The following is a 14581-nucleotide window of genomic DNA, read 5'->3' as shown; positions in this document are numbered from 1 at the left end:
GATTGGTGTTGGGTCAATGTGGCATCGGCCACTGGTTCAATTCGGCGTCAGCGCCAACAGTCAGTGCAAATACTGCACTTCAGGAAAAACCAACTTGTGCCAGGCAGTACGTGCCACCCAGGGCCAGGGGTTGATGCCGGACGGTACCACACGATTTTCCTACCAGGGGCAGCCGATTTACCACTACATGGGCTGCTCGACCTTCTCCGAATTCACAGTCCTGCCGGAAATTTCCCTGGCGAAAATCCCCAAAGATGCTCCGCTGGAAAAGGTCTGCCTGCTCGGATGCGGCGTCACCACCGGCATCGGTGCCGTGCTCAATACCGCCAAGGTCGAGGAGGGGGCCACCGTCGCCATTTTCGGTCTCGGTGGCATCGGTCTGGCCGCGATCATCGGTGCCAGGATGGCGAAGGCCGGCCGGATTATTGTTATCGACATCAACCCAGCCAAGTTCGATATTGCCCGCGAGTTGGGTGCCACCGATTTCGTTAACCCAAAGGAGCAATCCAAACCCATTCAGGACGTCATTATCGAGATGACCGACGGCGGCGTGGACTACTCCTTTGAGTGTGTAGGCAATGTGCAATTGATGCGCGCGGCGCTGGAGTGCTGTCACAAGGGCTGGGGCGAGTCGACTATCATCGGCGTAGCCGGCGCTGGCCAGGAAATCTCCACTCGTCCATTCCAGCTAGTCACCGGTCGCGTCTGGCGCGGCTCGGCATTCGGTGGAGTCAAAGGTCGTACAGAGTTGGCGAGCTACGTCGAGAAGGCACAGAACGGTGAAATTCCGCTGAATACCTTCATCACCCATAACCTGCCGCTTGAAGACATTAACCAGGCCTTCGAGTTGATGCACGCAGGTAAAAGCATCCGCACAGTCATTCATTTCGATCGCTAAGTCAGCAGATATCTAGCGATGAATCGCCAGGGCGAACGTGTCCCGGCAAAATTGCAACGCAAACCCACCTCGTTTCTACCAAAGAGAGCTATAAAATGAGTGTCTTTACTCACGTTACAGTCGGCACCAACGACCTGAACAAAGCCCGCAGTTTCTACGACAACGTACTGGGCAAACTTGGCCAAAAACGTATCGCAGATCTCGGAGACAATGGCTCTATCTGGGGCGAGAACGCACCATCTTTCTTCGTTCTGAAGCCGGCTAACGGCGCACCTGCCAGCGTTGGCAATGGTGTCACCGTCAGTTTCGAGGCACCAACCCGTGCCGCAATCGACGCCTTCCATGCCGCAGCATTGGCCGCCGGCGGCACGTGTGAGGGCTTGCCAGGACCTCGTGGCTGGGCACCGAATGCCTATGCAGCTTATGCCCGTGATCTAGACGGTAACAAACTGGCCGCTTATTGCTTCAAACCAGCTTAACCTGGTACGAGGCCAGCCTTGGTCCCGCTGGCCTCACCCATCCTGTTCAGCTTTTGCCAACTGGTAAATGCGCAGAAGAATTAGCAGTCTTTGTGTTGAACATCACGTACTGCACGAAGGTGTAATCCATCATCCTCTATGTGTGCGCCTCCTTGCCATAACAGGACGGATTTTGTCCGCCGCCAAGCATTTCGTTGTCCAATAAATTCCTGGTGCGTTACTTCTCTTCGGCGGCCTGACATGTCGGCGATGCTCCATCATGACTGGCCGAAATCCATAGTTGATTACTGCCTGTCACGTAAGCTGCTTTCCACCCGACAGCAGTCCACCTCTCGGACGGAAATCGAATGGGATTGCACCTCCACTTTCTAAGGACGCTTAGTGAGAAATGCGTAATAGCTATCAGTCTGTGGCAGCTTCCATTTTAAGATCTAATGACTTCATTTTATTTTCTAATGACCACTGAAGCCAGCATGGGCGCTCCCGATGTTCAATCACATAGGTGTGGATCTATGTAAACAGTGTGCCTGCGATATTTTACCGCCCTGACCAACGCCATACATTGCAGGGAAACCAGGGTCATCGTCAGCTTTTTCCGGATTTTTACCTGACCCGGACGTCGATTCGACCGCTGCACCCACAACAAAAACAATCAACTGCATAGGAATCATCGTATGTCAGGATCCCCACTTTCCGCGCAAGCCGCCGAGGCCAGCAGCGGATTGGCCATCGAAGGCCACTCGATCGACTACATCCCGGAAAACGAACGCCACGCCAAGCTCAGCAGCCAGGGGCCATTCTGGTTTCTCGGCAATTTCCATTTCTTCACCATCTCCATCGGCTTTGTCGGCCCGAGCCTCGGGTTATCGGCGCTGTGGACCATGCTGGCCGGCGCGCTGGGTATCATGTTCGGCACCATTTTCATGGCATTCCATGGCTCGCAAGGGCCGGAAATGGGCTTGCCGCAGATGATCCAGTCCCGTGCCCAGTTCGGCTATCGGGGGGTGATCCTGGCATTGATGGCGACGATGTTCGTGTTCGTCGGCTTCAACGTGGTGAACATCTCGCTGATCATGAACGGCCTCGAGCATGTGTTCGGCATCAACCCGACCTTCGTCGCCGTGGCCGTCGTACTCGTGGGCGCGCTGCTGTCGATCTATGGGCACGACTTGATGCACAAAGCCTTCAAGTGGGCGTTGCTGGCAACGTTGCCGCTGTATGCGCTGGTGACAATCGCGCTGATGTTCGGCGCCGGTTCCCAGGGCGTCACGCCAGCCACGGACCTGGGCTTCAGCTGGATTGCCTTCGCCACGCTGTTTGCCATCGGCGCCAGCTACAACATTTCCTATGCGCCTTACGTTTCCGACTATTCCCGTTACCTGCCGAAAAACACCAGCCGGCCGAAACTGATCGCAGCGGTATTCATCGGCGCCTCGTTGTCGGGTAGCTGGATGATCGGCCTCGGGGCCTGGCTTGCCCAGGAACTGAAAGCGGCGGACGCGCTGGTGGCGCTCAATCAGGTCGGTTCTTCGATGGTCCCGGGGTTGGGCAATCTGCTGGTGATCGTGTCAGTGGCGGGTTTCCTGCCGATCATTGCGCTCAATACCTATAGCGCCATGCTGACGTTGCTGACCGGTGTCGACTCGATCAGCAAGATCACCCCGACGCCCCGTGCCCGGGTGCTGTCGATCAGCGTCATCAGCCTGATTCTGTTGACCTGCGTGCTGTCGATCAAAGGTGACGGCATTGCGTTGTTGAACACCTTCCTGGTCTTGTTGCTGTACTTCCTCGTGCCCTGGACCGCGGTCAATCTGGTGGACTATTTCTTTGTGCGCAAAGGCCGCTACGCGATCCCGCATTTCTTTACACCGAACGGTATCTACGGCGCCTGGCAATTTCGCGGCATCGCCTCGTACCTGATCGGGTTTGCCGCGATGGTGCCGTTCTTCTACATCTTCGATGCCGCCGCCAACAAGGAAGTGTTCGTCGGCCCGCTGGCACGCATGCTTGAAGGTGTCGACATTGCCTGGCTGGTGGGACTGGTGGTGTCCGGACTGACGTATTTCCTCCTCAGTCGTTCGCTGGACCTGGTCGCCGAGCGCCGGGTCATCGACGGGATCAGCGAAAAAGACATCGTCGCCATGGCCCATCAAACCGTGGAGGCGGGGCGTTGAACACTGCAAAAAGTACCCTGGTCGCTTGCTGCCAGTTGGCGCCGAAAATCGGCGACCTCGCTTACAACCGCAGCCTCACCGAGCGCGCCATTCGCTCGGCGGCGCTGCGGGGGGCGCAGGTTGTGGTACTGCCGGAACTGGTGCAGAGCGGTTACCTGTTCGCCGACCGCAACGAAGCCCTGGCCCTGGCGGAAACCCGCGATGGCCCGACGCTGCGCCTGTGGCAAGCGCTGGCCCGGGAACTGAACCTTGTCGTGGTGGGCGGCTTCTGCGAGCACCTGGGCGGTGATGATCTGGCCAACAGTGCGGCGCTGATCGATGCCCAGGGTGTGCGCGCGGTGTATCGCAAGGCGCATCTGTGGAATGCCGAAAAGGAAATCTTCACTGCCGGCAGTGAAGCACCGCCGGTCATCGAAACGGTCCACGGGCGTATCGGCATGCTGATTTGCTACGACCTGGAATTCCCGGAGTGGGTGCGACTGCCGGCGTTGGCCGGCGCAGACCTGCTCTGTGCCCCGGTCAACTGGCCCGACGGCCCACGGCCGCAAACCGAGCGCCCGGCGGAAGTCTTGCGGGTGCAGGCCAATGCCTCGGTCAACCGCTTGTTCATCGCCGCGTGTGACCGCTACGGCCATGAGCGCGGGGTGGGCTGGGTGCAGGGCTCGGTGATTGTCGACGCCGACGGCTATCCGGTAGCCGGCCCCGCGGAGCAGGGCGGTGAGCAGATTTTGCTGGCCACCCTGAACCTCGCCGAAGCGCGCAACAAGCGCATCAGCGAGCGCAATGACCTGCATCGCGATCGGCGCCCGCACCTGTACGGGATGGACAGCTCGCTCGACTGACCGTCAGCGTCTGGCATTCAACGTTCGGGGAGGTCCAGGCTGGCGCGCAATTGCTCGTATTGCTCCTCGGGCATTTGAATCAGCAGGGGCGCCTGGCTTGGGTCCAGCCAACTGAACAGCCGAGTGATATCGGCTTGATCCATGGCGGTGCAGCCCAGCGTCGGCGAGTCCGGGCTGCGCCAGATGTGGAAGAAAATGCACGAACCCGCCGCCGGGGTGGCTGGCGTGTTGTGTTCGATGACGATGCCTTTTCGGTACAGCTCATCCATGCTGCGCATCTGCTCGGAGCTGCTCCAGTCCTTCGCTGTCGTCGCACCGTCGACGATCTGGTTGTAGCGTTGGGAGTGGCGGTCATCCACACATTCAGTGGTGGCTGTCAGCGCGAGGTAAGGCAGCCGGGTTTCAGCGGTGGTGTCGTAGCCAAACGCCGTCCCCAGTTTGAATATTCCGGCCGGCGCCTTTCCATCGCCTTCCTGTTTGATGGGCCCGTCGCGTTGATCAACGGGGCCCAGGCCCTTGCCCCAGGCCAGCCCGTTCTTGCCCAGCACCACATCGAACGCTGCCTGGTATTTGCCAAAGCTGTTGCCCTGTCGCACATAACGCTGAGCGGTCGCGTGGGTGTCGGTCCAGCTATGGCTGGTGACCACAATCAGTTGATTGCTGGTCTTGAGAACATCCCCCAGTGCCAGCGGCGTAATGGGGAAATCCATGACGTCTTTCAGCGTTGCATCGCCGCTGTAGGTGAAGTGCCACCACTCGGCCGAGTAGCCGCTGAAGCCTTCTTTCTCCATGGCGCGGGTGAGTCGCTGGCGATTGGCCTTGGCGGTGGCGCTGATTTGCGTCGAGTCGGTGTGCGCGCGCTCATCGAAGCAGTCGAAACCGGTGCCCATGTCGACGGCGCCGTCGTGCCAGCGCTGATCGTAGGGGGCCGTGCAATCGACGGCGGTGGCGGCGGGCGTCCAGATTTCGGCGGGCAGGGCGTCCGGACCGGTCATGGTCAGGTCGACGGTGCTGCCCCTGGAGTGATTGGACACCCGGGCCACATAGCCCAGGCGCCAGAAGTCTTGCTTGTCCACCCGTGGGTAGAACTCGGCCTTGCGCGGGTCGCCTGGCTCGGTGGCGAAGCGCCCCATGTCGGCGACCGCGCGGCTGGGCCGATAACAGTCGAAGACCTTCAGGCCGTAACCTTGCGCCTGCAGGTCCTTTTGCACCCGGGCCAGGGCCTTGGCGGCATTGATCGACAACAGGCACTCCGGTGCCGCATAACCGTCGAGCGGGTGTCCGGTGAAGTTGTGGGCGCTGGCGTAGCGGATGTCCTGCGCGATGCCCGGATCGATGGTGCGCAGGTAGACCATGTGTTCGGGCCTGGTGCTGACCGTCTCGCCTGCACCGACGAGACAGGGCAGGGTGAGGCTCAGTGACAGGAGCAACGTTCGAATTGCAAAGGGCATCGGGCCGGGTCTCCGAAAGGCATGGCAAGTCAGCCCATCATGGCGTGATTCCCGCCGCACCTCCATGCAGTTGTTGATCGGCATGATAGGACGAACGCACCAGCGGCCCGGAGGCGACGTTCTTGAAGCCCATCCGCGCGCCTTCCTCGGCGAACCAGGCAAACACGTCCGGGTGGACGAAGCGCTGCACCGGCAGGTGGCTGCGCGAGGGTTGCAGGTACTGGCCGAGGGTGAGCATGTCGATATCGTGTTCACGCATGCGCTGCATCACCTCGATGACTTCCGCGTCGGTTTCACCCAGGCCCAGCATCAGCCCGGACTTGCTCGGAACATGCGGCACCCGGTGCTTGAAGTTCTGCAGCAGATCCAGCGACCACTCGAAATCCGAACCTGGCCGCGCGGCCTTGTACAGGCGCGGAACAGTCTCCAGGTTGTGGTTGAACACATCGGGCGGCTCGCTGGCGGTGATCGCCAGGGCCACGTCCATGCGTCCACGATAGTCCGGCACCAGGGTTTCCAGTTGTATGCCCGGCGAGAGTTTGCGGATCTCCCGCAGGCAATCGACAAAGTGTTGGGCGCCGCCGTCGCGCAGGTCATCGCGGTCCACCGAAGTGATCACGACGTACTTGAGGCGCAATTCGGCGATGGCCACGGCGAGGTTGGTCGGTTCATCGACGTCCAGCGGTTTCGGCCGACCGTGGCCCACGTCGCAGAACGGGCAGCGCCGGGTGCAGATGTCGCCCATGATCATGAAGGTCGCGGTGCCGCCGGAAAAACACTCGCCGAGGTTGGGGCACGAGGCTTCTTCACAGACACTGTGCAGCTTGTGTTTGCGCAGCAATTGTTTGATGCGCTCGACCTCGGGAGAGATCGGCATGCGTACGCGGATCCAGTCCGGTTTACGCGCAAACTCATCGGTCGGGATGATCTTGACCGGAATCCGCGCGACTTTATCTGCGCCGCGCAGTTTGGTGCCGACTTCAACGCTCATATTCTTTCCTTATGTACGCAGAATTGTGGGAGCGAGCCCGATCGCGATGGTCGCTAACGATAACGCGGGCTTTCTGACGAAAACGCATCAGCTTTACGTCCATCGCGAGCAGGCCCGCGCCTACAGGGTTATTGCTGTGCAATCAGTCGCGATAGACCGGGAAGTCCGAGCACATCGCCGCCGCTTGCCGCGCCACCTGGGCCTCGACATCGGCATCGCCGAGGTGGTCGAGGATGTCGCAGATCCAGCCTGCCAGCTCAATGCTCTGGGCTTCCTTGAAACCACGGCTGGTGATGGCCGGGGTGCCAATGCGCAACCCGGACGTCACGAACGGCGATTGCGGATCGTTGGGCACGGCGTTCTTGTTCACGGTGATGCCGGCACGGCCGAGGGCGGCGTCGGCGTCTTTGCCGGTCAGGCCCTGGCGGATCAGGCTGACCAGGAACAGGTGGTTGTCAGTCCCACCGGACACCACGTCATACCCGCGCTCGATAAACACCTTGGCCATGGCCTGGGCGTTGCGGATCACTTGCGCCTGATAAGCCTTGAAGGCCGGCTCCAGCGCTTCCTTGAAGCACACGGCCTTGGCGGCGATCACGTGCATCAACGGGCCGCCCTGACCGCCGGGGAACACGGCGGCGTTGAGTTTCTTCTCCAGTTCCGCATTGGCCCTGGCCAGAATCAGCCCGCCACGGGGACCGCGCAGGGTCTTGTGGGTGGTGGTGGTCACCACGTCGGCAAACGGGATCGGGTTGGGGTACAGACCGGTCGCCACCAGCCCGGCGACGTGGGCCATGTCGACGAACAGATAGGCGCCCACCTTGTCGGCGATCTCACGAAAACGCGGGAAATCCAGGGTCTTGGAGTAAGCCGAGAACCCGGCAATGATCATCTTCGGCTGGTGCTCGACGGCCAGACGCTCGACTTCGTCGTAATCGATCAGGCCGGTGGCGGTGTCGATGCCGTACTGCACGGCGTTGTACAGCTTGCCGGAAAAGCTGACCTTGGCGCCGTGGGTCAGGTGGCCGCCGTGGGCCAGGCTCATGCCCAGCACGGTGTCGCCGGGCTGTAGCAAGGCCAGATAGACCGCCGCGTTGGCCTGGCTGCCGGAGTGTGGCTGGACGTTGGCGTAATCGGCGCCGAAGAGTTGTTTGGCGCGATCGATCGCCAGTTGCTCGACCACGTCGACGTGCTCGCAGCCGCCGTAGTAACGCTTGCCCGGATAGCCTTCGGCGTACTTGTTGGTCAGGCCGCTGCCTTGGGCTTCCATCACCCGCTGGCTGGTGTAGTTTTCCGAGGCGATCAATTCGATGTGGTGTTCCTGCCGCGCATCCTCGGCGTTCATCGCCGCCAGCAGTTCGTCGTCGTAGCCTTTGATCTGGTCGTGTTTGCTGAACATGGTGAAGTCCTCTGGTTGTTCTTGAATAGGGGGCTGCTCTTCTGTAGGAGCGAGCCTGCTCGCGATGGTCGTTAACGATGACGCAGGGAACCAGATGCCCAGCGGCGCTCTGGAGCCCATCGCGAGCAAGCTTGCTCCTACAGGTTGATGCGGTGTTCTCAGGCGTACTCGGCCATCGACGGGCAGGCGCAGATCAGGTTGCGGTCGCCGAAGACGTTGTCGACCCGGCCTACGGGCGGCCAGTACTTGGCATCGATCAAGGTTTCCAACGGATAAACCGCCTGCTCCCGGCTATACGGATGCGACCACTCGCCCACCAGCTCCGCCGCGGTATGCGGGGCGTTTTTCAACGGGTTGTCGTCCTTGTCCAGGCTGCCGTTTTCCACCGCGCGGATTTCTTCGCGGATGCGGATCATGGCGTCGCAGAAGCGGTCCAGTTCTTCCTTGGATTCGCTTTCGGTCGGCTCGATCATCAGCGTGCCGGCCACCGGGAAGGACATGGTCGGGGCGTGGAAGCCGAAGTCGATCAGGCGCTTGGCCACGTCGTCGACGCTGATGCCGCTGCTGTCTTTTAGCGGACGCAGGTCGAGGATGCACTCGTGCGCCACCAGGCCGTTGCTGCCGGTGTAGAGCACCGGGTAGTGCTCTTCGAGGCGACGGGAAATGTAGTTGGCGTTGAGGATCGCCAGCTGCGAGGCGCGCTTGAGACCGGCGCCGCCCATCATGCGGATGTACATCCAGGTGATCGGCAGGATGCTCGCGCTGCCGAACGGCGCGGCGCACACCGCGCCTTCTTTGCGCGCCATTTGCGCGTGGCCTGGCAGGAACGGCGCCAGGTGCGATTTCACGCCAATCGGGCCGACGCCCGGGCCGCCACCGCCGTGGGGAATGCAGAAGGTCTTGTGCAGGTTCAGGTGCGACACGTCGCCGCCGAACTTGCCCGGGGCGCAGAGGCCGACCATGGCGTTCATGTTGGCGCCGTCGATGTACACCTGGCCGCCGTGGTCATGAATGATGCCGCAGATTTCGCGGATGCCTTCCTCGAACACGCCGTGGGTCGAGGGGTAGGTGATCATCAATGCGGCGAGGTGTTCGCGGTGCTCGATGGCCTTGGCGCGCAGGTCTTCGATGTCGACGTTGCCACGGGCATCGCAGGCGGTCACGACGACGCGCATGCCGGCCATCTGGGCAGTGGCCGGGTTGGTGCCGTGGGCCGAGGACGGGATCAGGCAGATGTCGCGGCGGTCTTCGCCACGGCTCTGGTGGTAGGCGCGAATCGCCAGCAGGCCGGCGTACTCGCCTTGGGAACCGGCGTTCGGCTGCAGGGAGATCGAGTCGTAACCGGTGGCGGCGCAGAGCATCGCTTCCAGTTCGTCGGTCAGCTGCTGATAGCCGGCGCTTTGCTCGGCCGGGGCGAATGGGTGCAGGGCGCCGAACTCGGCCCAGGTCACCGGGATCATCTCGCTGGCGGCGTTGAGTTTCATGGTGCACGAGCCCAGCGGGATCATGGTGCGATCGAGCGCCAGGTCCTTGTCCGCGAGTTTGCGCAGGTAGCGCATCAGCTCGGTTTCCGAGTGATAACGGTTGAACACCGGGTGGCTGAGGATCGGCGACTGACGCACCAGCGCGGCCGGGATGGTCGCTTGGGTCGAAGCGGCGAGGGCGGCGAAGTCCGGCAGGGTTTTGCCATTGGACAGCAAGGCCCACAGGGTTTCCACGTCGGCCTGGGTGCTGGTTTCGTCGAGGGACAGGCCCAGACGCTCGGCATCGATCACGCGCAGATTGATCTGTTGGGTGCGCGCCTGGTCGTGCAGCGCGGCGGTGTTCGCGCCGGTCTTGATCGTCAGCGTGTCGAAGAAGTTTTCCTGCTCAATGTTCAGGCCCAAGGCGCTCAAGCCCTTGGCCAGGATCGCGGTCAGCTGATGCACGCGGTTGGCAATCTGCGTCAGGCCTTTCGGGCCGTGGTACACGGCGTACATGCTGGCGATGTTGGCCAGCAGCACCTGGGCGGTGCAGATGTTGGAAGTGGCCTTCTCGCGGCGGATGTGTTGCTCGCGGGTCTGCATCGCCAGGCGCAGCGCCGGCTTGCCGAAACGGTCCACCGAGACACCGACCAGACGGCCCGGCATGTCGCGCTTGAACGCATCCTTGGTGGAGAAGTACGCCGCGTGCGGGCCACCGAAGCCCAGCGGCACGCCGAAGCGTTGGGCGCTGCCGATGGCCACGTCGGCACCGAACTCGCCCGGCGGGGTCAGCAGGGTCAGGGCCAGCAGGTCGGCGGCCACGGCCACCAGGGCGTTGGCGGCGTGGAAACGCTCGGTCAATGCGCGGTAGTCGAACACGTCACCGTTGCTCGCCGGGTACTGCAGCAGGGCGCCGAAGAACGGGGTCACGTCGCTCAGTTCGTGCTCGTCGCCAACCACCACCTCGATGCCCAACGGCTCGGCACGGGTGCGCAGCACGTCGAGGGTCTGCGGGTGGCAATGCACGGAGGCGAAGAACTGGTGGCTGCCCTTGTTCTTGCTCAGGCGCTTGCAGAAGGTCATGGCTTCGGCGGCGGCGGTGGCTTCGTCGAGCAGCGAGGCGTTGGCGATCGGCAGGCCGGTGAGGTCGCTGATCAGGGTCTGGAAGTTCAGCAGCGCTTCGAGGCGACCCTGGGAAATTTCCGGCTGGTACGGGGTGTAGGCGGTGTACCAGGCCGGGTTTTCCAGCAGGTTGCGCAGGATCGGCGACGGCGTGTGCGTGCCGTAGTAACCCTGGCCGATGTAGGTCTTGAACAGCTGGTTCTTGCCGGCGATGGATTTGATCATCGCCAATGCATCGGCTTCGCTCAGGCCGTCTTCCAGGCCCAGCACGCTGGTGCCCTTGATGCTGTCGGGAATCACGCTGGCGCTCAGGGCTTCGAGGGAATCGAAGCCGAGGCTGTTGAGCATGGCTTGCTCGTCGCCGGCGTGCGGGCCGATGTGGCGGGCGATGAATTCGTTACGGGTGTCGAGGAGGGTGGTCATACTGAATCCTCACGCGTCGGTCTGGTCTTGGATCAGGCGTTCGTAAGCGGCTTGATCGAGCAAGCGGGAAATCGCCGACGCGTCAGCAGGCTGGAAGCGGAAGAACCAGCCTTCGCCCAGCGGATCTTCGTTGACCAGCTCAGGGTTAGCGTCGAGCGCCGAATTCACTTCCACCACCTCACCGTCCAGCGGCATGCCGATGCTGCTGGCGGCCTTCACCGACTCCAGCACCGACACTTCGGTCCCGGCGTCGAAGCCGCCCAGTTCAGGCACCTGGACAAACACCACATCCCCCAGTGCCTGTTGGGCAAACGCCGTGATGCCAACGGTCACCGTGCCGTCAGCTTCGGTGCGCAGCCATTCGTGGTCGACGGTAAAACGCAATTCGCTCATATCTACTCCTCATTGTTCTGACTCATTCGCTACAAATGGCGAATGACGATGGGCAGGCTCGGTTGGGTGGCGAGCGTGGCTGAAGGAGTGATAGCAAGGGCGGTGCCAATGTTTATTTATTGTTATAAATCAATGTGTTGATGATTAATTTGGCAGTTTTGCGGTTTGCTCGTGTATTGAAATCAATACAGGCAGGCCAGCAACAGGGGGCGGAGTCCGGGCCAGACGGGTTGAGGTGGTTTTGTCTTGGATTCGATACGCTGTATCGATTTTCATACATTGTTGGATGACACTCGAACCCTGTGGGAGCGGGCTTGTCGGGTCGCCGCATCGCAGCGATTGTGGTGTGTCAGGTAACGAAAATGGTGACTGACATGGCCTCATCGCGGGCAAGCCCGCTCCCACAGGGATTTTCAGTGTTGCTGAAACTGGCTGTCAGGCCTTGTTGGGAATCCCGTACTTGCGCAAGCGAACGGCGATGGCGCTATGGGAGGTTTGCAAGCGTGCCGCGAGCAATCGACTGGACGGATAGCTGCGATACAACTGCTCAAGCAGGTCCTTTTCAAAACCTTCGACAGCCTCTTCCAGGCTGCCCACCTCGCCATCGTTCCGGCGCTCCACAGCGGTCCTGGCAATGTCGAGGTCGTCGAGGTCGACCAAGGGGGTTTCGCAAATCGCCGCCGCGCGGAAGATCACGTTTTGCAGCTGGCGGACGTTACCCGGCCAGCGGTTGCCGAGCAGGGCGGGAAAGGTGCTCGGCGCCAGGCGGCAGACCGGCCGCTGGATCTGCGCGCACGCTTGCTGCATGAAGTGCTGGGCCATCAGCAGGATGTCATGGCCGCGTTCGCGCAGCGGCGGCACTTGCAGGTTGAGCACGTTGAGGCGATAGAACAGGTCTTCGCGAAAGTGCCCTTCGCTGACCATTTTTTCCAGGTCGCGGTGGGTCGCGCTGAGGATCCGCACGTTGACTTTGACCTCGCGATCACCACCCACCCGGCGGAAGCAACCATCGCTCAAAAAGCGCAATAACTTGGCTTGCAGGTACGGCGACATTTCCCCCACTTCGTCGAGGAACACCGTGCCCTGATCGGCCAGCTCCAGCAGCCCGAGTTTGCCGCCGCGCTGGGCACCGGTGAAGGCGCCGGGGGCGTAGCCGAACAGCTCGCTTTCGGCCAGGCTCTCCGGCAGTGCCGCGCAATTGAGGGCCAGGAACGGCTTGTCGCGACGACCGCTGATGGCGTGGCAGGCGCGGGCCACCAGTTCCTTGCCAGTGCCGGTTTCGCCCTGGATCAGCAGCGGCGCATCGAGGGCCGCGACCCGCTGGGCCCGGGCTTTCAGCGCACGGATCGGCGGCGATTCGCCCAGCAGCGCATCGAAGCCTTCGGCGTGATCGTGGTGCAGCGCCGACAGGCGTTCGCCGATGCGGTTCGGTTGATAGAGGGTGAGCAGGGCGCCGGCATCGGTGATCGGCATGGCGTCGAGCAGCAAGGTGTGGCCGCCGAGGCTGACTTCGCGCATGGGCAGACGAAAGCCGTGGGCGATCAGCGTCGGTTGCAAGTCGGGATCATCGAACAGCGTGCCCAGGGATTCACCGGCCGGCTCGCGACCGCACAAGGCGATCAAGGCCGGGTTGGCCAGCAGCACATGACCGCGATCATCCACCGCGAGCACCGGGTCGGAACTGGCGGCGAGCAAGGCATCCAGTTGCAGGCGACGGCGTTGTCCCGGAAGGATGTCGACCAGGGTCACCGCTTGCACGCCACGCACGCCGAAGAGGGCTTCGCGCAACTCCTCCAGCACTTCGGCGCCGAGGGTCGGGGCATCGATGTAGACGTTCGGCGGCACCATCTCCACGGCGTCGAGGTTGAAGCTGCGGCCGCCCAGCAGGGCCAGGACTTCCTGGGTGATGCCGACGCGGTCGATGAAGGTGACGTGGATGCGCATAGGTGGCCTTGACCGGTGATGAAGCGAAACGTTGCGTCGATGAGTATGGCGGGCGCCGTTTGAATTTGGCGAGCCGTCAATGCTTCTCGGGTGCTGGCGTTTGGCGGGAACAGGCCGCCAGGTCTTCGAGAAACGCCTGCAGGATCGGCGGTGGCGCCGTGCCGCGACGGGTGATCACGTCGAACGGCGACATCAGCTGCAAACTGGCGGGTGCCAGTTGGTGCATCTCGCCGGTCTTGATCCACTGCGCGGCAAAATGCGCCGGCAGAAAGCCCAGGTAAGCGCCGGAGATGATCAGGATCGCCAGGGCCTCGATGTTGTCCACGGTCGCCGCCGCCTTGCTCACGCCCAGGTGTTCCAGGTCGTATTGCTGCATGTAGCCGCGCACGACGATGCGGCTGGCGGCGATCTCTTCGAGCAGTTCGTCCCCCTCGGCCTTGCTGCCAAACAGCGGATGCCGCCGCCCGCAATACAGCCCCAGCGCTTCCTGGTACAGCGGCGAATGCAGCAGGCCCGGCACGTAGATCGGGAAGTGCCCGATGGCCAGGTGCAGTCGCCCGTCGAGCACGCGCTCTTCCAGTTCGGCGGGGGTGCCGACGTACACGTTCAGGTGCACATCGTGGCCACGGGAGACGAAGCGCTGGGTGGTGCGCGGGATCGGCGAGTCGGGGTCGGTGATGGTGGTGTCGATGATCCCCAGGTTGAGCTTGCCGCTGATGTGCTGCTTGAGCACGTCGGCGTCCATGCAGAAATTTTCCACCGCCGAGAGCAGGCGCTGGGTGGCTTCATGAATCGCCACGCCTTGCTCGGTCAGGCGAAAGCCGCTGCGCCCGCGCTGGCAGAGTTTGACCCCGAGGCGGGTTTCCAGATGGGTCATCTGTTCGCTGATGGTCGACTGGCCGGCGTTCAGCGCCGCCTGCGCAGCGGAAAACCCGCCGCAGCGGACAATGGTGGCAAAGACCCTGAGTAACTTCAGGTCGACATCGTGCAGTTGAATCACCT

Annotated in this window: 10 protein-coding genes and 1 pseudogene; 4 read left to right on the top strand and 7 right to left on the bottom strand. The window is 62.1% G+C overall.

Annotation, left to right across the window (positions count from 1 at the left end; genetic code table 11):
* Positions 1 to 61 precede the first annotated feature (61 nt).
* The 4 genes and pseudogenes from ACGJAX_RS25390 to ACGJAX_RS25375 form a co-directional block, all read left to right on the top strand.
* Positions 62 to 898 (top strand): annotated as a pseudogene (locus ACGJAX_RS25390) (zinc-binding dehydrogenase); the annotation flags it as partial.
* Positions 899 to 993: 95 nt separating this feature from the next.
* A complete protein-coding gene (locus ACGJAX_RS25385) occupies positions 994 to 1377 on the top strand; it encodes a VOC family protein (protein ID WP_390956595.1) in 384 nt (127 codons plus the stop codon).
* Positions 1378 to 2051: 674 nt separating this feature from the next.
* Positions 2052 to 3551: a cytosine permease gene (locus tag ACGJAX_RS25380; RefSeq protein WP_248915382.1), complete on the top strand. Its 1500-nt coding sequence runs from the start codon at positions 2052 to 2054 to the stop codon at positions 3549 to 3551.
* Positions 3548 to 4393, top strand: a complete 846-nt coding sequence (locus ACGJAX_RS25375; RefSeq protein WP_390956594.1) for a nitrilase-related carbon-nitrogen hydrolase — start codon at positions 3548 to 3550, stop codon at positions 4391 to 4393. Before ACGJAX_RS25380 ends, ACGJAX_RS25375 begins: the two co-directional genes overlap by 4 nt.
* A gap of 17 nt (positions 4394 to 4410) precedes the next feature.
* Here the strand turns inward: ACGJAX_RS25375 and ACGJAX_RS25370 are convergent, their stop codons facing one another.
* The 7 genes from ACGJAX_RS25370 to ACGJAX_RS25340 all read right to left on the bottom strand — a co-directional run bounded on the left by ACGJAX_RS25370 (position 4411) and on the right by ACGJAX_RS25340 (position 14579).
* Positions 4411 to 5844 (bottom strand): M15 family metallopeptidase, encoded by a 1434-nt coding sequence (locus ACGJAX_RS25370; RefSeq protein WP_390956593.1) that lies wholly within the window; start codon positions 5842 to 5844, stop codon positions 4411 to 4413.
* Between the two features lie 37 nt (positions 5845 to 5881).
* Positions 5882 to 6835: a lipoyl synthase gene (gene lipA / locus ACGJAX_RS25365; protein WP_390956592.1), complete on the bottom strand. Its 954-nt coding sequence runs from the start codon at positions 6833 to 6835 to the stop codon at positions 5882 to 5884.
* Between the two features lie 142 nt (positions 6836 to 6977).
* Positions 6978 to 8234, bottom strand: coding sequence for a serine hydroxymethyltransferase (gene glyA / locus ACGJAX_RS25360; protein WP_247256152.1), 1257 nt, complete (start codon positions 8232 to 8234; stop codon positions 6978 to 6980).
* A gap of 158 nt (positions 8235 to 8392) precedes the next feature.
* Positions 8393 to 11242, bottom strand: coding sequence for an aminomethyl-transferring glycine dehydrogenase (gene gcvP, locus ACGJAX_RS25355; protein ID WP_390956591.1), 2850 nt, complete (start codon positions 11240 to 11242; stop codon positions 8393 to 8395).
* Between the two features lie 9 nt (positions 11243 to 11251).
* Positions 11252 to 11635: a glycine cleavage system protein GcvH gene (gcvH, locus tag ACGJAX_RS25350; protein WP_090323437.1), complete on the bottom strand. Its 384-nt coding sequence runs from the start codon at positions 11633 to 11635 to the stop codon at positions 11252 to 11254.
* 435 nt (positions 11636 to 12070) lie between these two features.
* Entirely contained in the window at positions 12071 to 13579 is a 1509-nt protein-coding gene (locus tag ACGJAX_RS25345; RefSeq protein WP_390956590.1) for a sigma 54-interacting transcriptional regulator, read from the bottom strand.
* 76 nt (positions 13580 to 13655) lie between these two features.
* Entirely contained in the window at positions 13656 to 14579 is a 924-nt protein-coding gene (locus tag ACGJAX_RS25340; RefSeq protein WP_090323434.1) for a LysR family transcriptional regulator, read from the bottom strand.
* Positions 14580 to 14581: the final 2 nt, after the last annotated feature.

It is taken from the genome of Pseudomonas moorei, from assembly GCF_042846945.1.
In the GTDB taxonomy this organism is placed as follows: Bacteria; Pseudomonadota; Gammaproteobacteria; order Pseudomonadales; family Pseudomonadaceae; genus Aquipseudomonas; species Aquipseudomonas moorei.
This window is presented reverse-complemented; position numbering and strand designations above follow the sequence as displayed.